This window comes from Bacillus kwashiorkori (assembly GCF_001375515.1).
Taxonomy (GTDB): domain Bacteria; phylum Bacillota; class Bacilli; order Bacillales; family Caldibacillaceae; genus Bacillus_BK; species Bacillus_BK kwashiorkori.
Window position 1 is genome coordinate 114077 of the sequence record NZ_CTDX01000009.1, and the last position, 24433, is coordinate 138509.

Consider the following 24433-nt stretch of genomic DNA (forward strand, 5'->3'; position numbering starts at 1 on the left):
TTTCTATAGTCTTCTCCTCCATTAGTTAACACGTTCAGGATAGATTATGTAACTGCTTTGTAACTATTATTTTTACAATTAGCTTAATAGGAATGAAGGGAGCGACGAGAGTGGATTGGATCGGTAAGCGAGCAAGTATTTATCCTGAAAAAATAGCATTAGTTGATATTGAATATAATCGTTCTTTAACATATAAGCAGTTGGAAGAAAGTGTCGCATTGTGGGTGACATATTTAAAAAGTATTCCCATAAAAAAAGGGGAAAGAGTGGCCGTACTTGTCGAAAATCAAATTGATATTTTTGAAATAATGTTTGCTTGTGGGAGTATCGGTGCCATTTTTGTGCCGTTAAACTATAGATTGTCTGAATATGAGTTGACATATATTTTACAAGACTGTTCACCAATAGTATTGTTATACAATGAAAAATTCCAACAGATGGCAAAACGGCTTCCGGTAAAAAATAAAGTGCAACTAACCGATGCCAACTGGAGTTGTGACAATGAGACGGTGAAAAGGTGTAAAACGAATCTAACAGATGATAACCCGATGATGAAAAACGAACCGTGGCTCATTATTTATACAGGTGGCACTACCGGCAGACCAAAGGGAGTAGTATTGACATATCAAGCGATTTTTTGGAACGCCATTAATACGATTATTAGCTGGGGGCTCTCTAATGAAGAAATAACATTAACGTATATGCCCCTGTTTCATACTGGGGGTATTAATGCACTTTCCTTTCCCATTTTATTTAATGGCGGAACGGTAGTTGTTGGCAATAAATTCGATCCTGGGGCAGCACTCCGCTATTTAGTAGAATACAAATGTAGCATTGCTTTATTTGTTCCGACGATGTACCATATGATGCAACAAACGAAAGAGTTTGAGAGCTTAGATTTTTCCAATATGAAAGTGTTTCTTTCTGGTGGTGCCCCTTGCCCACTAAGTATTTATGATCATTTCGCTCGAAAAAAACTTCCATTTAAAGAAGGGTACGGGTTAACCGAAGCTGGACCTAATAATTTTGTTATTACACCTGATGCTGCACTAATTAAACGTGGTTCCGTTGGCAAGCCAATGATGTTAAATGACGTAAAAATAATGAAATTCGATGGCTCAGAAGCGGGGATAAATGAAGTAGGGGAACTGCTAATTAGAGGGGGTCATGTTTTTAAAGAATATTGGAATAATCCGGAAGCAACGAAAGAGACGTTGCAAGACGGTTGGCTTCATACTGGAGATTTAGCTCGGAAAGATGAGGAAGGGTTTTATTATATTGTCGGGAGAAAAAAAGATATGATTATTTCCGGTGGGGAAAATGTCTATCCGTTGGAGATAGAACATTGGCTTGCGGAACATCCGACAATAAATGAAGCGGTAGTAATTGGTCTGCCTGATGAAAAATGGGGAGAAGTGATAACTGCCTTTATTACGTTGAAAAAAGGCGCGACTGTTAGCGAACAAGAGTTAAAACAGCATTGTTCTTATAAACTTGCTTCCTATAAAATTCCGAAAAAGTTTTATGTCTTAGATGAACTACCAAAAACCCATGTTGGAAAAATTAGTAAGCAGGCTCTGCAAAGTGAATATGAGCAGTTTATTTAACGGATTTCCGAAAGAAGTCTCCCATCCTCAAGGAATGTGAAGGGTGATAGCCCAATGGAACAAGGGAAACAACTTGTGAAAATGGATAAGTGGTTCCCCTCCACAAAGAAATGTTCTTGTTGTGGTGCAGAAAAACCGATGAAACTATCTGAACGCACCTATGAATGTTCTTGCGGTTACGTTGCAGATCGTGACTATAATTCAGCCATCAATATCAAAAATGAGGGATTACGCTTATTAGCGTTATCATAAGTAACAAAACTCTTGGAACAAGAGGGTTAGCTCGGTCAGTTTTCGTTGGCTAGTAAAAGCAACGATAAGTCGAGAAGCCCCCACTTCAAGTAGACCGTAAGGTTAACTAAGTGGTGGGTAGTTCACTTGGTAAAAGGCTGTAAGTAGCAAGATTGCACTATCTGTTAAGGTTTTTTCCCTAAACTCGCTTTACAAAAAAGGGGGGTGCCTGTATTAAGCACTCCCCTTTGTAACAAGTTAATTAGTAATGCGTGACATGGCTAAGTCCTTTTTAAGTGAATAGTAGGTTTTTTACACTGTTTAGAACATTTACCGTACCAGTCAATATTCGGTTTCCTGTCCTTTTAACTACATCACGAGCCTTTTCTCTAATTTTTTGTACACCTTTTACAACAGCTTCACCAGCTGCAGATCCTGCCGTATAACCAATCGTACCACCGATAAAGCCGCCAATTGCAACACCAGCAGGTCCGAAAACAGAACCGACTGTTGCTCCAATAGTAGTTCCTTTTGCGGTTGCAGCAATACCTGCAACCGTACTGACAACAATTTGCTCCATTTTGTTTAACCCTTCTTGAACGGTCATTTCCCCTTTTGCCACTTTGCCAATAACTTTCACGTTTTCAACTGCAACGAAGGCAATATTAGCGAATGTCTTTTTTAATGTAGCGGGCAAATAGTATAAATTTTAACAAAAAATGTAAATATAGTTACATTCTAATTATAACGGATAAAGATAATTGATTGGAAACATTTTCAAAAAAGGGGATAATTATTTTCCTTAGAAGGACTTTACGTAGGGAAAATAGAAGATAATTAGATACGAACGTGGAAGGTTTGGTGAGTGTATGATGGAACAGGCAATATTATCGATAAAAAATTTACAAAAAAGTTACGGGGAAAATCAAGTGTTAAAAGGAATTGATTTACATGTAGGTAGCGGCCAAATTATCGGTTATATTGGTCCAAACGGGGCTGGTAAAAGTACTACCGTAAAAATATTACTAGGGATTGAAAGTGATTATTCAGGAGAGGTAAAAATATTTGGCGAAGATATACGGCATAATGACGGTTTATATAAGAAAAACATCGGGTATGTCCCAGAAATTGCGGAAGTATATGATAATTTAACTGGTCAAGAATATTTAACATTTATTGGTGAACTATATGGTCTTTCTCAAGATGTAGCGGAGTATAAAGCAAAAGGGTTGATGGAATTATTTGGTATTGGGGAAGTGTTCCATACACGGATTGCCTCCTATTCTAAAGGGATGCGACAAAAAATATTAATTATCTCGAGTATGCTTCATAATCCAGATTTACTGTTTTTAGATGAACCGATTAATGGATTAGATGCAAATAGTGTGATGATCTTTAAAGAAATAATTGCTCAATTGGCAAAGGAAGGAAAGACCATTTTTTACTCTTCCCATATTATGGATGTCGTAGAAAAGATAAGTAATCGAATCATTTTATTAAATGACGGAAAAATTGTAGCGGATGGAACTTTTGATGAAATTAAACAGAAAAATGCCCAGCAAGGTACACTGGAAGAAATTTTCAACCAATTAACGGGCTTTACGAATCATGAAGAAATAGGACAGAAGTTTGTTCATTTAGTTACGGAGAATTAGGATAACGAGAGAAATAGGTAGCCTATTGTTGCTGTCTGAGCTCGCGGGAAGAATGGTAATGTCTCGGAAATCATACAGTAAGAAGGTAACAAGTTTTACGTATTTAGTGGAAATAGTTTGATAGAAGGATGTAAAGTCAATGATATATGTCCTGGATTGTCAAAGTGAGATCATTCTATGTGAGGTGATTTTGTGAAAGATTTTTTTGTTCTTCAGTTACTTGATTCATTTAGTCGTATATTTGAAAAATTCGGCGTTGATTATCGCGCGATGCGTAAAATATTGCAAGTGAAATTAACATTGGATGGGCGAAGGGTACCAACGATATTCCAGCAACGCAACCAAAGTCAAAAACAAAAGAAGGAGCGGAATGTTTTTATTAGCTCGCTCCTATTTTATGCGATTTTTAGTTTGTTTTTTATTCCTTTTATTGTAATGGGCGATAATTATTTATTCCAAATGAGTTTAGTATTCGGGATGATTATGTTTTTCGTTATGACGGCGATGATTTCGGATTTTTCCTCTGTGTTATTGGATTTACGGGATAAGTCGATTTTACAGTCGAAACCGATTAATCAAAAAACGATTAATATGGCAAAAACGATACATATAATCATTTACTTAATTTACTTAACGGGGTCGCTAGCAGGGATTCCCCTTGTTGTCGGTTTATTCAAACATGGGATTGGCTTTTTCCTCATTTCCCTGTTTAATTTAATATTTTTGTCATTATTTATCGTCGTTTTTACAGCGTTAATATATTTAGCCATTTTAAAGTTTTTCGATGGGGAAAAGTTGAAAGACATTATTAATTATGTACAAATCGGGTTATCACTATCGATTTTAATCGGTTATCAATTGCTTATCCGTTCCTTTGAGTTAATTGATTTAACCATTGTTATACATGTGGAATGGTGGCATGTGGCTATTGTGCCGATGTGGTTTGCATCCATTTATGAATCGGTGTTAAACGGAAACTGGCAATCGATACTAATTGTTTTCTCCCTTTTAGCGGTAATCATGCCAATTTTGTCTTTTTACATTTACTTACACATGGCACCAGTTTTTGAAAGGAATTTGGAAAAATTATCTACTACGACTGTGCAAAAGGGGAAAAGAAAGAATACAATTAACAAGAAATTAACAAGGATTCTCTGCAGGAACCCGTTGGAGGCAAGCTTTTTTCGGTTCGCTAGCTTAATGATGAAAAGTGAGCGCGATTTTAAGTTAAAAGTGTATCCGTCCCTCGGATTTTCGATTATTGTTCCATTTATTTTTATCATAAATCAAAGGATGATGTTAGACTTTGCCGATATTTTCGATAGTAAATGGTATTTATCGATATATTTTTCAATGTTAATCATTCCCACAGTCGTGTTAATGTTGCGATATTCAGGTAAATATAAAGGTGCTTGGATATACAAGGCTGCCCCGCTTACCGACTTACGCTACGTTTTTTCGGGTACGATTAAAGCATTTTTAGTAAAACTATATTTACCATTATATAGTTTTATTAGCATTATTTTTGTGTATCTTTTTCGGTTTAAAATAATCCCTGATTTAATAGTTATTTTTCTCACATCGTGTGTATATACTGTTATTTGCTTCTTGCTATTAAAAAAATCATTACCATTTTCGGAAAGTTTTACTGCAGCTAGTCAAAATGATAATTTGAAGGCAGTCTTGTTATTTTTAATTGTTCCGCTTTTTTGGCTCTTACATTATATGAGCACATTCGTTGAATATGGTGTTTATTTGTACATGTTGGCGGTTCTCATTGTCCTAGTTTCGATATGGCATGTAAGTTTAAAAGTTAGCTGGGAGCAAGTGCAAAGAGAAAGTTGAAAAGAGTCATGAAAAATTGAATTGTGAGTACGTCAGAGGATGGTAGTTTCTTAGAAAAGGAGCATTTTGTTGCTTAGTTGGAATTTCTTAGAAGTGCTCTTGGCAGGAAAAAGATGTAAAATAAGCAAAGGTTTTTACGGAAAAATTTAGGTGATAGTCCAAGTTTTGCATGGACATATGAACCAATAAATTAGAGCTTTGTTTTCGGAGGTAACTGAACATGGTCTAGTACGTAAATAAGACTAACAATCGAACAGATTTTATCACGATTGCAACTAAAAGCCTCGTTTATGAATAGTACTAATTCACTTGTTACAGTTACCTTTTGATTTCAAGCTCTATTATTTTGTAACTACCATTTTACTTGTGAGATTTTTTTATTTGTAAAAATCCTATACCCCATGCACCTTTAGGAAGCCTGCACTCCATTAATAATGGATGATGCATAAATAATAGATCACTACAACTATCCTTATGGATAAATCGCTCCGATCCTTTTTCAGTAGAGAAAACAGCTAAAAATTCTTAATTTACATCGCTAGCTCCTTTTATCATTCCCACGTTAAATAATTTTACCAATTCTTTTTCCAAAAGCTGTAACCCAATCAAATTTTTGGAGGTCATACCCCATTGGAATCAAGTGACTGAAAGCTTGATCCCTCCCAAATGAACGGATATCGGCTTCGGTATTAAATATTGACATAAATCCACCAACGAAATCCCCACCAGAATAACATTTCTACTATAAAGACAATTTAACTTCATATATATAAATATTTTAAATACATATTTACGGTGTTTTTTAAGAGGTTATTAAAATGTACACGAGCGACACTTTAATGGAGGTTATGATTGGATAATAAAAAACTTTTATTAGTGGACATATTTTAGTAATGAAATATTATTTCATGAATAAATTTAAATTAACGAAACTAGCATTATTTTATCTTGGAAGCTATGAACCTTTGAACATTGTAACAGTAGGCCAGTATGAAACCGATTTCAATATTAATTTGTGGAGGGATGGAAATGAGAGGAAAGTTAAAATGGTTGTTCCTACTTTTATTATCAGCGGTAGTCGTTATTTCGGGTTGTAATAGTAAGGAGGAAAAAAAGACGAGCGATGAAAAGTCGGGAGATGAAGAAGTTAAGTTGGTGATGTACAGTTGGCGTCCAGAAGACAGAGCGATGTATGAAAAGGCCATTAAGCAATTTAATGAAAAACATCCAAATATTAAGGTTGAGTTTCAACCATATAAGTCTACGGAATATAATACGATTTTAACGAATGCACTTGTGTCAGGCGAAGGACCGGATATTATACAACTACGACCGTACTCTGGTGCAACGACGATAGCAGATAATGGTTATTTAATGCCCCTGGATGATTTAAAGGGAATCGAAAATATTGAAAAGGTGTATTTAGATGCCGCGAGCGGTAGTGATGGAAAAGTGTATGGAGTGCCACTTTCTTTAAATTCCGGGGTAGTTTTTTATAATAAGAAAATTTTTGAAGAGCATGGAATATCTGTACCAAATACTTGGGATGAATTTATTGCTGTGAATGAAAAGTTGTTGGAAGCAGGTATTACCCCGATTGCCCAATCAGGTCGTGCGGCTTATTTACTATCGATGACACATGGGGTTATTGCGCCTTCTGCCTATAACGGGAATGAATATGTGGAGGATGTTGTAGGCGGACTAACGACGTTAGAGGATGAGCGTTTCGTTGAATCTGTAAAAAGAATGCAAAGTTTAGAGAAATATTTTCCAAAGGATTTTATCGCTTTAGAAGATAATGATGCACAAAGTTTATTTTTCTCAGAACAAGCAGCGATGTATATTAACGGTGATTATCGGTTAGCCACATTTGAAAGCACTGCGCCAAATATGGATTTGGGAGTGATATCCGGTTTTGCTGGCAGTGACGGTGTGAAAAATGTGATGACATGGGTTGATGGTTCTTATGCTGGGGTGAAAAATACGAAACATCCAGAAGAAGTGAAATTGTTTTTACAGTACTTAGCATCTAAGGAATTCGGCCAACTGTTTAGTGATGAGGTGAATCGCTTAAGTGCGATAACAGGGGTCGTACCAAAACATCCGATTGTAAAACAAATTACGGAAGATATGGAGAAAAGTTTTACACCATATTTAATGCTCGTCCACTTCGGTGAAGGAGAGCCAACAACGAAAACAACCTTTGAAAATGCATTGCAAGGCATGTACCTTGGTGAAATAACATTAGAGGACGTCATTCAAGAAGCCCAGGAAAACTACGAACGTAGCCAATCAAACTAACATTAGGGGACTGTCCCCCAGTCCCCCTTGAGTTAAGGGAGGGAGTTTTGATGGAGCAGGAAGTGATACATAGTGAGGTGGATCAACTTAGTCATCATGATGGGAAGCCGAAGCGGGAAAAGAACTTCAAATGGCGAAAACATCTTGTGCATTTGTTTTTATTGCCAGCGGTACTCATATACGGAGTTTTTCAATTTTACCCGTTAATGTCCGCAGTTATTAATAGCCTCTATTCCTGGAACGGATTTGACCGTGACAGTTTTATCGGCCTGCAAAATTTTATTACACTGTTGACAGAAAAACCACACAATAACACGTTTTTAAATGCGTTTAAACATAATTGGACGTATTTTTTCGTGAACGTATTTTCTGAATTAATGATTGCCTATTTTTTAGCGTTAATTATTAATAGCCGAATTAAAGGGAGAGAATTTTTTAAGACCGTTTTTTTCTTACCAAAAATGTTATCCGTCATTGTAATTGGTTTTTTATTCAGTTTAATTTTGAACCCGACAACAGGTGCATTAAATACATTACTTAGAGCACTTGGTTTAGACTTTTTAGCTCATCCATGGCTTGGTAGTACAGATACCGCATTAATGACGATTATTTTAGTTAACAGTTGGGCGGGAATTGGATTTTCTATGTTAATATTTTTGGCAAGTTTGCAAGCAGTTGATAAAGAAATTTTTGATGCAGCCAAAATTGATGGGGCATACGGGTGGAAAATGTTAACGAAAATTACGATTCCTATGACGATGAATGCCATTATGGTTATGACGATTTTAACATTTATAGGCTCCTTTGAGACATTTGAACTTATTTATGCAATGCAAGGTTCATCAGGAGGACCATATTATTCTACTGATGTACTCGGTACTTATTTTTACCGGCTAGCTTTCGGGTCTGCTGACGGTGGACAATCTATCGGTTTAGGTTCGGCTGTAGCGGTTATTCTCTTTATGATTATCGCCTGTGCAACAGCGATTTTACTATTTTACTTTAAGAAAAAGGATTTTCAAAGATGAGGTATATTTTTTAATTAAGCTACCCTGAAAATACAGCTATTTTTATTCACCAGAGTGAAAAATCGGTTTCAAGGGTGTCTATGTTAAAAGATTGGTCTTGATTTTTTGTTTCAAATTTATTTGTGACGAATCTCAGCGACAGGAACAGGCGGACGCTTTCCTCCTTTTCATTTCGCGTTTTTAGGACAATTGTTGTACGGTCACTCTTTAGTTATTTCGCTTGAACTTGCGGAAAAATTTGTCAAGACAGGGGTGTAAAACGGTGCGGACAAAATGGTATCAGCAAGGGTTAAAGTATGCGATTTTATTATTTTTTACATTTACCTTTTTTTACCCGATATTTTTAATGATCACGTCATCATTTAAAACGAAATTGGAGATTTTCACTTCACCACTAAGCTTGCCTACTTCCTTTTCCTTTCAAAATTATATCGATGTTTGGGATAAGGTGAACTTTTCAGGGTATTTTTGGAACTCGGTTATCGTTAGTGTACTTTCTGTAACAATTGTTATCTTTGTTTCTTCGTTAGCGGGGTTTTATTTGGCGAGATATTCCTTTAAATGGAATGGAGCTGTGCTATTTTTTTTCATGGTCGGGCTGATGTTACCGATGAAATTGGCGATCATTCCACTATATTTAATTATGCGGGACTTCGGGTTACTAAATTCGATTTTTTCTCTCGTCTTTGTTTATTGTGCAGGAGGAATTCCGTTTGCTGTTTTTTTATTTTACGGCTTTTTTCGAACGATTCCGAAAGACTTTGAACATTCAGCGAGACTAGACGGCTGTAATGAATTTCAAGTTTATTATCATATTGTATTGCCGCTAATGAAACCACCGATTGCAATAGTTGGGATTTTAAACTTAGTAAATGTATGGAATGACTTTTTTTACCCACTTATTTTTATTAGAAGTGAGGAAAGTAGGACAATACCATTAGGGATGCTGACTTTATTCGGGGAGTATGATACGGAATGGAATTTACTATTTGCTGGGCTAACCATTTCTTCGTTACCACTTCTTATCGCTTTTTTAATTGCATCACGGGTGTTCATTGATGGATTAACATCGGGGGCGATGAAATAATGAATCTTTCATGCTAAGGTGTTTTTACAAAAAAATTGGAACTGTAATGGTGAGTGACTAATGGCTATAAATTGCATTTTTATGTCTAATAGAATTAAAGATGTGTAACTGCAGTTTGTGAAAGTTATATTTGGGCGAGAAGGAGCATTATCACGATATGTAGGGGTGTATTTGATAGAAGAAGGGGCATCATCGTATTGCAGAATGGGAAGCGTAACCGTGTTGGGTATGGGCTTAATTGCAAAGGTCGAGGCACATCCGTAGCAGGGGAGGTTATTTGCCTCTAGTAGACGCAAAACCACGGTAAGAATAATAAGTATGGCGACGTATCAAAAAAGAAGTATCCACATTAGTATGGTTGGAAATCAATACCAACTGGAGGTTTAGTATATGAAAAAAGGGTGGATTACATTTGATTTGGACGGGACATTAATGCAAAATCCCTTTAGCAAATGGGTATTTCCTGAAATTGAGAGGAAAGTAAAAGAGAAAAAACCTTCTGCTGAAGTTGTTAAGGCGTTAGTGACAGAGCATTATCGACGAATGGGTAAGAAAGAGTTCGTCGCAGCCTATGACTGGCAAAACATGTTAGATGAATTTTTAATAAATGAAGGTATAAACATTGAAATAAATATAGCTAAGTTAGTAAGAACATTTGCGACACCATCTAAAGTATATTTGCTTGAACGAATCATTCCTGAAGTGTTAAAGAAGCTAAAAGTGGATAATTTTTTAGTGGCGGCAGTTACAAATGGATTTTATGATTATCAAATACCAGTGATGGAAACTTTGGAAATCGACTATTTGTTTGATGAAATAATAACTCCTGATCACGTCGGGTATGCAAAGCCGGATGTAGGGATATTCCGTACTTTACTAAAAAAAGGGAATGTATTGATGCATGTTGGTGATCGTATTGATCATGATGTTATGTTAGCGAACGAATTCGGCAGTATTTCAATTTGGATAAATAAAGACTTGCCAAAAAATTTACAGTCGATTAAGCCGGTACAGAGAATGCAAACATATGACGGACAATTATTAAGTGCAAAAAAGTGGAAGGAGGAAATAAAACAGCAAGAAATGGTGTTAAATAGAAACATAGTGGAAAACCGACTGGCGAGCGAGGATAGTAAGCAAAAGGAACGTACAGAACGGAATGGTCCGGAACTTATCGCAGAACTAAAAAAAGCTAACGGGCTCCCTGACCACATCATCCACTCAACAAGCGAAATATTATCCATCGTACAGGAATGGGGACAGTCCCCCACCGCTTCACCGCGTTAACGCGTTAGTGTAGTGGGGGACTGTCCCCAACCTTTCGTTATTCGTCATCACTGGAGAACATGTATTTTTTATGATAGAACTTAATGCTGAAGATGATACCGATGGCGAGCATGTTCCCCATTAAGGAACTACCACCATAGCTTAAAAAAGGAAGCGGAATTCCAGTGATTGGTACCAATTGTAAGTTCATTCCAATATTTTCAAAGACGTGGAATGTAATCATACTAATGACTCCTGCAATAACGTAGGCATTAAATGGTGAATTAGTAGCAAATGAAAGTTTTATCATATGGTATATTAGTAAAAAATATAAACTAATTACAAAGCTAGCTCCGATAAATCCCCATTCTTCTGCTATCGCACTAAAAATAAAGTCCGTATGGCGCTCGGCAACATATACTTCCTTCCCGAAGTACCCTTTACCAAAAATTTCACCCGAACCGATGGCCTGTAATGCACTAATTAAATGATGTCCTTCATTGGAAGAATAGCTATATGGATCGAGCCAAGAATAAATTCGTCCAAACTGATATCCGCTTAGATGTTCCCGTAACAAATCTGGATAGTACAACATAATGATAATAATAATCGTCCCAGCCACCGCACCAACAGTGAAAGTAGGTACAATGATTTTCCAGGAGATGCCAGACAATAAAATAATTCCAATTGTAATGGCGATAAATACGAGACCTGTACCTAAATCAGGTTGCTTCAAAATGAAGAACATTGGCACTATAACAGTTATACCAATTTTTGCCAACAAGAAAAAATCCGTCTTTATTGATTTCCGAATATACTTTTCATGGTGGTCGACGATTAATCGGGCTAAAGCAATAATTAAAAATGTTTTCATAAACTCGGAAGGTTGTATATTTCCGAACGGTGTTTGAAACCAGCTTTTCGCACCAATTTCTCCGCCTTTACGAGGTGCAATTGATTCTGGGGCGAAGTGGAGCCCAATCAACATGAATAAACCGAAGCCGTACAAATACCATGCCAATTTTTTATATTGATCTGGATCAAATATGATCGCACAGGCAATAATGATAGCCCCAATAACATAATAGGCTGCCTGCATAAAAAGGTAATTCCCTGGATATTGGGCATCTGTTTGAGCACTAGAAATACCAACAATGCTCGTAATAAAAAATAAAAACAGTATAAACGCCAACGTCCAGTCAAACCGATCTGCTCGTTTTTTTTCATTTACCATTTGCTTCACCTGCAATATCTATAACCAATCTATTGAAAAAGCGTAACAATTTCAAATCGCTACATAACTATCTTATTATAGCTTGTTTCATTACATTCTTTAAGAAAAAATCATTTCTACAGCTCATCATTTCTCCTTCATGATAATCAACAGACAAAAATCCACTATCAATTTATTAATGTTAGCAAAATAAATGAGTTGTTACAATCGGAAATGTAAGGAAATCATCCTTTTCACCTTCCATGATAGACGTTGCAGATTGACTGCAAGCGGTTCTAAACCGCCACGAACAATAAACAATTTCACATAGTCTACACTATACAACGAACAACAAACTAGAACGAACTTCAATAATAATTACTGTTGTTCCAGTCCAATCAGGTAGCAATCAGTAAAACAATTCCGAAATAAATGCCGAAATCCTTACATGTGAACCGCACATATTTTATTCCATTTTAACACATAAAAAATCTCCCATTAAGTGGGAGATGACGATACTCTAAAAAGATAACAAATTTCAACAAATTACATCGCTTTTGAATCTGCCGTTTGCATACTGATCGGCTGTATAGCCCTATTCGTTTCTAATTTTTTCACTTCGATATATTTAATATGATGTTCTTCCATTTCTAAAATTTTAAATTGATAATTCGCAAATGTTACAACATCACCTTGTTTAGCCTCAAAATTTTCTGTTAAAATCCAGCCGCCAATTGTATCAACATCTTCATCGTCAATATCTATTCCAAGCAATTCATTAATTTCACTGACTAAAACTTTCGCATCAAAGATATAATGATGTTCACCAATTACTTGAATTAACGGAATTTCATCTAAGTCAAACTCATCACGGATTTCTCCGACAATCTCCTCGACAATATCTTCTACCGTCACTAGACCAGATGTTCCGCCGTATTCATCTAATAAAACAGCCATATGAATTTGTTCTCTTTGCATTTTCAATAAAAGATCGTGAATTGGAATAGAATCAATGACGCGTATAATTGGGCGGACATATTTTTCTATCATTTCTTTTGAAAGTTTTTCCCCCGTTATAAGTGCAGTTAAAATTTCCTTAATATTTATAAGCCCGATAATATGGTCTTTATCCCCATCTATAATCGGGTAACGGGTAAATTTTTCTTCACGAACAATTTTCAAGAAGTTTTCATACGTATCGTCAATCGATAAACTGACAATTTCAGTTCGGGGAACCATAATTTCCTTTGCAATCCGATTATCAAATTCAAAGATTTTATTGACATATTTGTATTCGGATTGATTAATTTCTCCGCTTTTATAACTTTCCGATAAAATGAGGCGCAGTTCTTCTTCCGTATGTGCATTGTCATTACCAGGGGTATGCTTCAACCCTAAAAGTCTTGTGAAAATGCGGGCAGCTCCGTTTAAAAGCCAAATAATCGGGTACATAATGGTGTAGAACCAAATTAACGGTCTAGAAACGAGTAACGTAATTCTTTCCGCTTTTTGAATGGCTAACATCTTTGGAGAAAGCTCCCCCATCGCAACATGGATAAATGCTAATATGGCAAAGGCCATTCCAACAGAAATCCCGTTAACAACACTTTCAGAAAGGGTCAGCTCCCCAATTACCCGTTCAATCATCGCTTTAACTATGGGCCCTCCCATCCAACCTAGGGCAAGAGCAGTAATTGTAATCCCTAATTGACAAGCTGACAAGTATTCATCAATATTAGAAAGTACTTTTTTTGCAGAGCTCGCTCCTCTTTTTCCTTCCTCCAACAATTGATCAATCCTTGTACTACGGACCTTAACAATCGCAAACTCAGAAACTACAAAAAATGCAGTGAGTGCGATTAATACGACAATATAACTCAGGCCTACTATATCGTCCAATAAAATTTCCCATAACTCGCAAAATGAGGCGAGTAGGGAGTCACCTCCTAAAACTTTTCTAATATTATTTTAATCGAAAATCTTAACGAAGTGTCTATAAGTGTATAGCAATCACCTCTTTATTTTATTTTACTATACTTTTAGAAAAAAAGACGAATAATTTAAGATTTTTCGATTTTGTCCAATAAAAATGTAATCGCTTTAGTTACTTTAACAACTGTAAAAAAATGTAAAAAACCACAATCTATATATTACTAGTAATTATAAAAAATAAGCTTCCTCGCTAAATAGTATTGGTTTAAAGATTCCTAGGTAAGACCATAATGGATAATAAATTAAAATATTATTATCCGAGGTGGCCCAAAATGAGAGATTTTAACCAAGAATATAGTGTGTTCCAAAAGGCATTAGGTATTGAAGATCCATGGTATGTTATTGATTACGAATTGAACCAAAATGATTATATTCTTGATATTTATTTAGATTTTAGACGTGGTTCTGAATTTGTATGCACTCATTGTGGTCATCCTCAGGCAAAAGTTCATGACATAGTAAATGATGATCGTACGTGGAGGCACCTTAATTTCTGGCAGTATCAAACCATCTTACACGCAAGATTGCCTCGAACAAAATGTAATCTTTGTAATAAGATTCGTACCATTCATGTAGAATGGTCTCGCCCTGGTGCTGGGTTTACATGGTTTTTTGAATCTGAATTAATGCAATTAATGAAAGAAATGCCCGTTGCTACAGTGGCCCGAAAAGTAGGTGAACATGATACTAGGTTGTGGCGTGTCTTTCATTATTATGTTGATAAAGCCATGAAAGAATTGGACTTTTCCAATGTTAAGCGAATAGCCATTGATGAGACATCTAGCCGGCGAGGACATGAATATGTCACTCTGTTTGTAGATATGGATACAAAGCTTGTTTTATTCGCTACAGAAGGAAAAGACGCGAATGTTCTTAAAAAATTTTCTTCCTTCTTAAAGGATCATAATGTTGAGCCTAATAACATTAAAGAAGTCTGTAGTGATATGTCCCCAGCATTCAAAAAGGGTGTCGAAACAGAATTTCCAGAAGCACACATAACCTTTGATAAATTTCATGTCATGAAACTTATGAATGAGGCGCTAGATCAGGTACGACGCAATGAGCAAATTGAACAACCAGGCCTTAAAAAGACACGTTATTTATGGTTAAAAAACCATAAAAATCTAAACACCGAACAACAGGAAAAGATCCTAAAATTAAAGGATACCAATTTAAAAACAGCTAGAGCTTATAGATTGAAGCTTTCGCTTCAAGAAATGTGGACCAAAACTGAACGCTTTGCCACCCTTCATTTTAATGAGTGGTACCAATGGGCCACCCGTTCTCAGTTAGAACCAATAATAAAGGTTGCCCAAACATTAAAGAAACACGAACAAGGGATATTAAGATGGTTCGTTTCAAAAATGACTAATGGTCTACTCGAAGGTATCAATAGTCTAGTTCAAGCTGCAAAGAGAAAAGCTAGGGGCTACAGAACCACAAAGAACTTTATTGCGATGATCTACGCAACAGCTAATAAGTTATTGATTAGTGTAGAACCACATAAGCTAGGGTAGGTCCTTCTCAACTTACAGACCCAGCTCCATTTTACGGGGAGGTTGTCAAGTGCTTTCCTTGACAGCCTCCCCGTAAAATGGAAAACTATCAAAAGTTGAGAAGGAGGCTTACCACTTATTATGGTCCGAGATTCTTTTATACCCACACTAAATAGCGAAGAGCCAAAAATAAATTATATTCAGTCAAACGAAATAAAATACAATTGTTGGGACACATTTTGTAATAATAGAAGCATGAGCAGACAACCAAGGATTTTTGGCAGTAATAAAAAAGAAGAATTGGCAACCTACATGAGCAACCAATTCTCCTTAAAAAATTTCATATACTTACATTAATTTATCTAAAAATGCCGTAGCTATGGAGAAATACGTAATTAATGAAAAAATATCATTCAACGTTGTAATGAGCGGTCCGGATGCTACTGCTGGATCGACTTTGAAACGGTAAAGAATGAGTGGAATAATGGTCCCAGCAAGCGTTCCGATAATTAACGTTAAAATTAACGAGACCCCAACAACAAAGCCTAAATAAACATTGCCCTTCCAAATAAATGCGATGAGGAAAATTAAAATACCGCAAATAATTCCAATGATTAAACCAACGATAAACTCCCGCATAACTAACTTTATAACTGCTTTTTTATCCGGATTACGACCTGCTAGCCCACGGACGACAACTGCTAACGATTGAGTACCTGTATTTCCAGTCATACCAGAAATAAGTGGCATAAAGAAAGCTAGCGCTACAACAAGATCTAGCGTATCTTCAAAATGACTTATAATACTGCCAGAAATAATGCCAATTAATAACAGTAAAATTAACCATGGGAGTCTTCTTGAAGCAGCAACAATCGCTTTCGTATCAAAGTCAATTGCTTTACCAGAGGCAGATAATTTTTCGATATCTTCATTTGCCTCACTGATAATTACGTCGAACATATCGTCAAAGGTTACAATCCCTTGCAACACATTATTGTCATCGACAACTGGTAAAGCTAGAAAGTCGTACTTTTCCAAAATGCGAGCTGCAAATTCCTGGTCTGTCATTACATTGACTGAAATTACCCGCTCAAACATAATATCCTTTATCAAATCCTTTTCATCAGCGATTAATAAGTCGCGATAGGATACAACCCCCACTAGACGGCGATTTTCATCGATCACATATAAATAGTTTATCGTCTCGGCAAAATCTGCAAAAGTTTTTAGCTTATCAACTGCTTCACGTACGGTATAATAATTACGGATCCAGACGAAGCGGTTTGTCATTAACCGTCCCGCAGTTTCTTCTGGATAGTTCATAATATTTTTAACTGCAGTTGACTCTTCGTGCTCCATTTCCGCAAGAAGCGAGATGGACTTGTCCTCTGGTAAATCATGAAGTAACGATGCTAAGTCATCGTTATCCATTAAATTTAGGACTTCTGCTTTTTTATCTGTCGTTAATTTATTTAAAACTTCAAATTGAAGGTCACTGTCTAATTCTTGAATGACATCAGCCAAAATATGATTATTTAGGAAAAATAAAAACCTTGTTTTAAATTTTTGTGGTAATTCTTTATAAATAGCGGCAATATCATAAGGTTGAAGCTCATCAAGGAACCTTTCCATCTCTGTTTTTTTATTTTCTTTTAAATATTTTAAGGCAATGAATAAAATTTGTTCGGAAGTTAAGTTTTTGGTCATTGGAGCCTCCCCCTTTTCTTGTAAAATAAAAATAGACTATATGGAAAAAATATCACAAACTATATTATGCAGGATTTTATGAAAAGGTACAGTAGTTATAAGATATTTTGTCAAAAATTTGCTAGAATAAAACTAAGTATTTTTTAGAATACATAATGATTTTTTATTATGAGGATTTTGATTAAATGCAGTGTCCTTATAGGAGTGAGTATATTGGTAAAAGATTTAGTCTATGTTCTTGTAAATGCCCACGAACATCATGTGATTAGCCATGGCATAAGCTTTGCAGACTTTATGCATGCTTTACCGAATCAATTAGTGAATTTACTGTTATTAAAACACCAATTCCATGATAGCGAATTTCATACACGAACTCAATTTAGCTATGTTACCGAAGAACAAGTTGCTCAGCTAACTGAAGATGATGTTAGGAAATATGGTCAATTTTGCTGGATTGATTTTGAGGATTTATTTAATATTGACTCATTAGAACCGCGGGAAATTGCGGAATTACTATATTTAGCACATATGAAAAAACATTTTGCCACTCCTTTCTATCAGAAACTAAATAATCGCTTCGTTTATTTATCGGAAGCAGATGGCTGGCATAATAAAATTTATTACCGAAATCTAAATGATTTTTTCCACATATTAGGGAACGTTATTCCAAAGAAATTAGAACAAATGAAAATGGAAAAATCGTTCTTAAATTTGCGAAAGAAGAAAACTTATCCGCAAATAGAAGCTAGCACATTCCGCCCGATTCGCAGTATGTTGTCTTCCGGTGTCGTTTTCTCTTTTCAAAATATACGCCCACAACGGAACTTAGTCGAGATTCCTTTTTGGCCAATCGGGGATTTTTATAATATGGACGCTATGCTTGAAGTATATCACGAGAAAAAAATGAATGCACCGGTTGGCTCGATCATCTTGGATAAGAAACAGCGAGAATGGTCGGTAACATTGGAAGGGAAGTAGTGCAGCCGTAATTTTCCAACTTATGCTAACGCCATTTCATTAGTCTAGTGGGGTTATTCTTATTGGGTAACCCCTTAAAGTCAAAATTGGAGAAAATGATGGAGGAAAAAAGGTTATTATAGTACCCTTGTTGAGGACATCGTTGGAAAAAGTCGCAAGAAAATAAAAACACGTAATAACATATATTTTTATTCCTAAGGCTACCCTTAATATACAGCTATTTTCATTCACCATGGTGAAAATTCGCTTTCATGGGTGTCTATGTTATTGTTTATTATTGATTTTTAAGCAGTTGTTAATTGTAGTTTAAGGCGGTGACTCCTCGAAAAAAGCATTCGCTTTTTCCTTCGTGCGATGCGTCGCGGCCGTTGCGTTCCTTGTCCAGCAGGAACAGCTGACACTTACCAATATTTGCATTTAGTCACTAATATTTATAAAAACAAATACCACCATAAACCATCTCCTTCTACCATCTCATTTGTCCAACTACCCTTAAATTCCGAATAACATATATGTAAAAGCATGATACATGCAGCAATTTAATAAAATAAAAGAATAGGAAAAAAATCTTCAGTAAATTAATCATTACTTAAAAATTAATGGTAAAATAACTAAATATAAATGATGTGCTTGGCGAATGCCAAATTTTTTCACGGAGGTCTCATATGAAAACAAAAATTTTCTTATTGTATGGCGGGAAATCAGCAGAACATCAAGTTTCCATGCGCACAGCTCTTTCGGTAATTCAAGCATTGGACTTTTCAAAATATGAAGTAAATCCTATCTATATTACAGAAGAAGGGCATTGGATTAAACGAGAAGCATTGTCAAGCCCTTGTCAACATGTGGAAGAATTAAAATTAGCGCCCAATACACCGACAGTTCAACGAATGGCTGTTACAACGGAATTGTTTGATCACCATAATGAGAACGAACAGACGATTATTTTCCCATTACTACATGGTCCGAATGGAGAGGACGGTACAGTACAAGGTTTACTTGAAGTTCTAGATTTACCATATGTAGGGAATGGCGTATTAGCATCTGCCGCTGGTATGGATAAAGTGATTATGAAAAATTTATTTGCTGAAGCAGGCTTAAAACAAGTAAAATACGTGCATTTCACCCGTTATCAATGGGAAATTGCTGAAGTTGCGGCGTATGAAAAAGTCGAAACAGCTATCGGCTACCCTTGTTTTGTAAAACCGGCTAATTTAGGCTCTAGTGTCGGGATTAGCAAATGTAAAAATCGTGATGAATTAATAACAGCGTTCCAAGAGGCTTTTCAATTTGACCGAAAAGTGATTGTGGAACAAGGGGTTGTAGCCCGTGAAATTGAAATCGGTCTGTTAGGAAATGAAGACCCACAATGCTCTATCATTGGTGAAATCGTTCCTAAAAAAGAGTTTTACGATTATAAAGCAAAATACGAGGATGGAGATACTGCCTTAATCATACCAGCAGAAGTGAGTGAAGAAACGTACGAAGAAATTAAACAGGCGGCAATTACTGCGTTCAAAGCTTTAGATTGTTCAGGTCTTGTTCGTGCGGACTTTTTTGTAACAAATGATGGGGAAGTGTTTATTAACGAAGTGAATACGATGCCAGGATTTACACCTGTCAGTATGTTCCCGTTATTATGGAAACATACAGGACTTGACTATTCCCAATTAATTGATCAACTAATACAACTTGGCTTAGAACGATACAATGATAAAAAGAAAATTAGATATACTTTTTAGCGATTCCACATTTAAACATTGCTTATCCATACTGGAAAATTGTTTAGATGAAATATTTTTATCCCGCATTAACTAGCAAGGAGGTTACTAATGATTCAAAAAACGATAAAAGAATTAGCCGCTATGCTCGATGTAAAAAATGATGTGTCCGCATTCGCAGATGTGACGATTCACGGAGCATCTATAAACACGTTAACAATTACGAAAGAAAACTTATTTATTCCATTAAAAGGGGAAAAGCGGGACGGTCATGAATTTGTTGGAGATGCTTTTGAAAAAGGGGCAACTGCCGTTCTTTGGCAAGCAGATGTTCCTAACCCACCTACGGATTACCCTGTTCTCATCGTGGATGATACGTTAAAATCCTTGCAAGAGCTAGCGAGAAAATATCGAGAAGAACTAGAGGTAAAAGTAGTTGGCGTCACCGGAAGTAACGGAAAAACAACGACAAAGGATATTTTAGCGGAGTTACTATCTATCCAATATAAAACGCAGAAGACAATCGGTAATTTTAATAACCATATTGGGTTACCACTGACTATCCTTGGCTTAGATAAAGATACAGAAGTGGCTGTTTTAGAAATGGGGATGGATGATTTTGGGCAAATAGATTTTCTTACTAATATGGCCAAACCAGACGCAGCGATCATTACAAATATTGGCGAAGCCCATCTCCAAGAGTTAGGTTCAAGAAAAGGAATAGCAAAGGCGAAAATGGAAATTTTAAACGGATTAAGGGAAGATGGATTATTCGTTTATCCTGGTGAAGAACCTCTAATTTCTGAACAATTATCTACAAGGAAACATGATTGGAAAACATTAACCTTTGGCAAAGATCCGACGAATGATTTTTATATTAAACAATTTACGATGAAAGAAAATGGTTCGGAATTTCATATTAATCAATCAATGGAAAGCTTCTTTTTGCCAGTTTTAGGAGAATATAATGTTCTTAATGCCCTTGCTTGTATTTGTGTCGCCCAAGAATGGGGAGTTAAATATGAGCAAATGAATGCAGCATTTCAAAAATTAAGACTTACCCAAATGCGGATGGAATTAATGAAAGGGTTGAATGGATCGACTATTCTTAACGATGCATACAATGCGAGCCCAACTTCAATGAAAGCAGTTATTCAACTTGTGACGGATTTACAAGGATACGATAAGAAAATTCTTGTTTTAGGAGATATGTTAGAATTAGGGGAACAAGAAGCACACTTTCATCAACAAGTCGGTAAATCAATTGACAAGAATGAAATTGATTTACTTTATACGTATGGAAAATTAGCGGCACATATTGCTGAAGGTGCTAAACAAAATAAGCTTTCTCCTAATAAAATCCATACCTTTACAAATAAACAGGGTTTAATCGAACATTTAAAGAATCAATTAGAAGATGGAACAATAGTTTTAGTGAAGGCATCCAGGGGAATGAGACTGGAAGAAGTAGTTTTATCGATTATCAATCATCGTGTTTAACCTTAAAATAAAATGCCGACTGTAAAACAGAACGTATGGCAGCCACAAATTGACAGCTCATTTTAAATACCATCCAATATATAGTAACGATTAATATCGACTATTTTTTCTAGTCTTGGTTACATTATCAATAGTTGATATTATAAAGAAGGATGGGTAAAATGAACGGTTGTTTATGTATTCACGGCTTCACCGGTTCACCAAAAGAATTAGAACCACTTGTTCAATTTCTAAAAAAACATACGAATTGGTTCATAAAAACACCAACATTACCGGGGCACGGAGAACATTTACGGCTGAAAGGAATCCACTATCAGCAATGGATTGAGCATACTGAAATGGAGCTACAACAATTATTAGAGCAATGTGATAAAGTTTATATTTGCGGTTTTTCTATGGGCGGCCTAATAGCAAGCTATTTATCGGTACGTTATCCTGTTCAACGACTTGTACTATTAAGTCCGGCCGCCTATTATTTAAATACGGAATATTTAAAAGGGCAAATCCTTCGATATTTTACTTTCCGTGAGAGTACTCGCGGCATTCGAACTGAAATATATACAAACTTTAAAAGAAAAGTAGCAATGACGCCGCTATCGGCCGTACTTCAGTTTCGAAAGTTAGTACAAACAATTAGACCATTATTAAGACAACTTTCTACCCCAACATTTATCGTTCAAGGGAAACAAGACCCGGTCGTTCCAGAAAAAAGTGCCCACTTTTTATTTAAAAGCATCCAGTCTATAGAAAAAAGATTGCTTTTTATTGAAGAGGCCGATCACCAAATTTGTTATGGCGATTATACATCCCAACTATTTCATGAAATTTTATCTTTTTTAGATTTAGAAAGTGTAGAAAATCCAATCGTTCATAAGCACGAGAAGTTACGCCACTCAACAAACTTTGAAAAAATTGCTTTTAACGATATTTAGTGGTAATATTAATTGAACAAAATGGAAATTTATATACTGAGTACAGTTTTATACTCTCAAGTGCTGAGAGTATTTTTTCTGTTAGGAATACATTGGTTCTGTTAAAAAACTTGTTGAAATTTGCAGCCTTCAATTGGCTAAGTATAGCTTTTCGCTAAAAAAATTCTTGAAGCTTGACTATCTGCTTGATTGCATAATTATATATTTTTTATTTCGGCAATACTACTTAACAGGGCCAAAAATAAAATAAATTTTTGTTTAAAACACAAAGGAGTATGAAACATATTGGCAAAATTTGAAGATTTACATTTAAGTACAACTACATTAAGGTCACTGAAAAAAATTGGTTTTGAAGAGACAACACCAATTCAAGAACAAACAATTCCGTTAAGTATGGAAGGCCACGATATTATCGGTCAAGCACAAACAGGTACTGGAAAAACAGCCGCTTTTGGAATTCCGCTAGTGGAAAAAGTTGATATGAAAAGCAAAAATATACAATGTTTAGTAATAGCGCCAACGAGGGAATTGGCTATTCAAGTTTCCGAAGAATTGTATAAAATTGGGTATGATAAACGAGTCCATGTCCTATCTGTTTATGGTGGTCAAGATATTTCTAGACAAATTCGTGCACTTAAGAAACAACCAGCAATTATTGTTGGTACCCCTGGCCGACTGCTCGATCATATTAACCGAGGTACGATAAAGTTGTCTCATATTCATTCTGTTGTTCTTGATGAAGCAGATGAAATGTTAAATATGGGCTTTATTGATGATATTGAGGCGATTTTGGAAAAAATTCCGAGTGACAGACAAACCTTACTATTTTCAGCGACAATGCCGGATAAAATTCGCGCTATTGCTGTGAAGTTTATGAAGGATCCGAAACTCGTGAAAACGAAAGCGAAAGAAATGACCGTTCCACAAATTGATCAATTTTTTGTTAAAGTGGAAGAACGTGAAAAATTCGATGCCTTAACACGCTTGCTTGATTATCAATCACCAGACTTGGCAATTGTGTTTGGCCGTACGAAACGTCGGGTGGATGAGGTTGCTGAAGCATTATCGATTCGTGGTTATACTGCAGAAGGAATCCATGGTGATCTATCGCAAGCAAAACGTCTATCCGTATTACGTAAATTTAAAGAAGGCTCTATTGATGTATTAGTAGCTACAGATGTGGCTGCTCGTGGATTAGATATTTCTGGTGTAACTCATGTCTACAACTTTGACATTCCACAAGATCCAGAAAGTTATGTTCACCGGATTGGGCGAACTGGTCGTGCCGGAAAAACAGGGATGGCTATCACCTTTGTTGCGCCAAGAGAAATGGGCTATTTAAAATTTGTGGAAGAAACAACGAAAAAGCGGATGAAACGGATGCAAATTCCAACGCTTGCTGAGGCAATTGAAGGCCAACAACGAATCGTAATGGACAAACTCAATAGTATTATTGATGCTAATGATTTATCGCTATATAAAAAGGCGGCAGAAGAATTATTGAATGAACATGAAGCTAAAGCAATAATAGCTGCGGCTTTAAAAATGTTAACAAAAGAACCAGACACTACACCAGTCAGAATAACGAATGAAGCACCGCTACCAGTAAAACGGGAAAAATTCCGTTCCGAATCTCGTAATACGTCTCGCAATAACCGCGACTCCCGAAGACGTAATTATCAAAATCGCGGTCCGAAAAAATATAATAAGAAATAAGGAAATAGTAAAAAATAGCGTCAGTACAACTTAGCTGAACGCTATTTTTTTTATATAGAAAATACATGACTTTGCGATAATCAGTGAAGACCTAACACTGCTTTCGTTCTTTTGAACATCACAACTTCATAAAATAGGTAGGCACTTATAAAAAATTC

Annotated in this window: 17 protein-coding genes and 1 pseudogene; 14 read left to right on the forward strand and 4 right to left on the reverse strand. The window is 36.0% G+C overall.

Annotated features, from left to right (window positions below):
- Positions 1-110: 110 nt before the first annotated feature.
- Together BN1242_RS02390 and BN1242_RS02395 are read left to right on the forward strand one after the other, a co-directional pair.
- Positions 111-1607, forward strand: coding sequence for an acyl-CoA synthetase (locus BN1242_RS02390; protein WP_238985071.1), 1497 nt, complete (start codon positions 111-113; stop codon positions 1605-1607).
- 57 nt (positions 1608-1664) lie between these two features.
- Positions 1665-1859 (forward strand): annotated as a pseudogene (locus tag BN1242_RS02395) (zinc ribbon domain-containing protein); the annotation flags it as partial.
- A gap of 271 nt (positions 1860-2130) precedes the next feature.
- Here BN1242_RS02395 and BN1242_RS02400 read toward each other — a convergent pair.
- The gene (locus BN1242_RS02400) at positions 2131-2478 is read right to left on the reverse strand and encodes a hypothetical protein (protein WP_062350801.1); all 348 of its coding nucleotides are present in this window, start codon (positions 2476-2478) and stop codon (positions 2131-2133) included.
- Positions 2479-2710: 232 nt separating this feature from the next.
- Between BN1242_RS02400 and BN1242_RS02405 the strand changes: the two genes are divergently transcribed.
- From BN1242_RS02405 to BN1242_RS02430, 6 genes are all read left to right on the forward strand, one after another.
- A complete protein-coding gene (locus BN1242_RS02405) occupies positions 2711-3493 on the forward strand; it encodes an ABC transporter ATP-binding protein (protein WP_062350804.1) in 783 nt (260 codons plus the stop codon).
- Between the two features lie 192 nt (positions 3494-3685).
- Positions 3686-5338, forward strand: a complete 1653-nt coding sequence (locus BN1242_RS02410) for a hypothetical protein (RefSeq protein ID WP_062350807.1) — start codon at positions 3686-3688, stop codon at positions 5336-5338.
- Positions 5339-6367: 1029 nt separating this feature from the next.
- The gene (locus tag BN1242_RS02415; protein WP_062350810.1) at positions 6368-7639 is read left to right on the forward strand and encodes an ABC transporter substrate-binding protein; all 1272 of its coding nucleotides are present in this window, start codon (positions 6368-6370) and stop codon (positions 7637-7639) included.
- Positions 7640-7689: 50 nt separating this feature from the next.
- Positions 7690-8667, forward strand: coding sequence for a carbohydrate ABC transporter permease (locus BN1242_RS02420; protein ID WP_062350813.1), 978 nt, complete (start codon positions 7690-7692; stop codon positions 8665-8667).
- Positions 8668-8929: 262 nt separating this feature from the next.
- Complete coding sequence (locus BN1242_RS02425; protein WP_062350816.1) at positions 8930-9754, forward strand: carbohydrate ABC transporter permease; 825 nt, start codon at positions 8930-8932, stop codon at positions 9752-9754.
- A 390-nt stretch (positions 9755-10144) separates the two neighbouring features.
- Positions 10145-11041, forward strand: coding sequence for an HAD family hydrolase (locus tag BN1242_RS02430; RefSeq protein WP_062350818.1), 897 nt, complete (start codon positions 10145-10147; stop codon positions 11039-11041).
- A gap of 37 nt (positions 11042-11078) precedes the next feature.
- Here the strand turns inward: BN1242_RS02430 and BN1242_RS02435 are convergent, their stop codons facing one another.
- Positions 11079-12254 (reverse strand): FtsW/RodA/SpoVE family cell cycle protein, encoded by a 1176-nt coding sequence (locus tag BN1242_RS02435; protein ID WP_062350821.1) that lies wholly within the window; start codon positions 12252-12254, stop codon positions 11079-11081.
- 525 nt (positions 12255-12779) lie between these two features.
- Positions 12780-14132 (reverse strand): hemolysin family protein, encoded by a 1353-nt coding sequence (locus BN1242_RS02440; RefSeq protein ID WP_062350823.1) that lies wholly within the window; start codon positions 14130-14132, stop codon positions 12780-12782.
- A gap of 365 nt (positions 14133-14497) precedes the next feature.
- Here BN1242_RS02440 and BN1242_RS02445 point away from each other — a divergent pair, with 365 nt between their 5' ends.
- Positions 14498-15742, forward strand: a complete 1245-nt coding sequence (locus BN1242_RS02445) for an ISL3 family transposase (protein WP_062350066.1) — start codon at positions 14498-14500, stop codon at positions 15740-15742.
- A gap of 327 nt (positions 15743-16069) precedes the next feature.
- Here the strand turns inward: BN1242_RS02445 and mgtE are convergent, their stop codons facing one another.
- The gene (gene mgtE, locus BN1242_RS02455) at positions 16070-17428 is read right to left on the reverse strand and encodes a magnesium transporter (protein WP_062350829.1); all 1359 of its coding nucleotides are present in this window, start codon (positions 17426-17428) and stop codon (positions 16070-16072) included.
- 213 nt (positions 17429-17641) lie between these two features.
- Between mgtE and BN1242_RS02460 the strand changes: the two genes are divergently transcribed.
- From BN1242_RS02460 to cshA, 5 genes are all read left to right on the forward strand, one after another.
- On the forward strand, positions 17642-18406 hold the full coding sequence (locus tag BN1242_RS02460) for a hypothetical protein (RefSeq protein WP_062350832.1): 765 nt from the start codon (positions 17642-17644) through the stop codon (positions 18404-18406).
- A gap of 665 nt (positions 18407-19071) precedes the next feature.
- Positions 19072-20148, forward strand: coding sequence for a D-alanine--D-alanine ligase (locus BN1242_RS02465; RefSeq protein WP_062350835.1), 1077 nt, complete (start codon positions 19072-19074; stop codon positions 20146-20148).
- Positions 20149-20238: 90 nt separating this feature from the next.
- On the forward strand, positions 20239-21627 hold the full coding sequence (locus BN1242_RS02470) for a UDP-N-acetylmuramoyl-tripeptide--D-alanyl-D-alanine ligase (RefSeq protein WP_062350837.1): 1389 nt from the start codon (positions 20239-20241) through the stop codon (positions 21625-21627).
- 161 nt (positions 21628-21788) lie between these two features.
- Positions 21789-22559, forward strand: coding sequence for an alpha/beta hydrolase (locus BN1242_RS02475; protein ID WP_071435409.1), 771 nt, complete (start codon positions 21789-21791; stop codon positions 22557-22559).
- A 285-nt stretch (positions 22560-22844) separates the two neighbouring features.
- On the forward strand, positions 22845-24275 hold the full coding sequence (gene cshA / locus BN1242_RS02480; protein ID WP_062350840.1) for a degradosome RNA helicase CshA: 1431 nt from the start codon (positions 22845-22847) through the stop codon (positions 24273-24275).
- Positions 24276-24433: the final 158 nt, after the last annotated feature.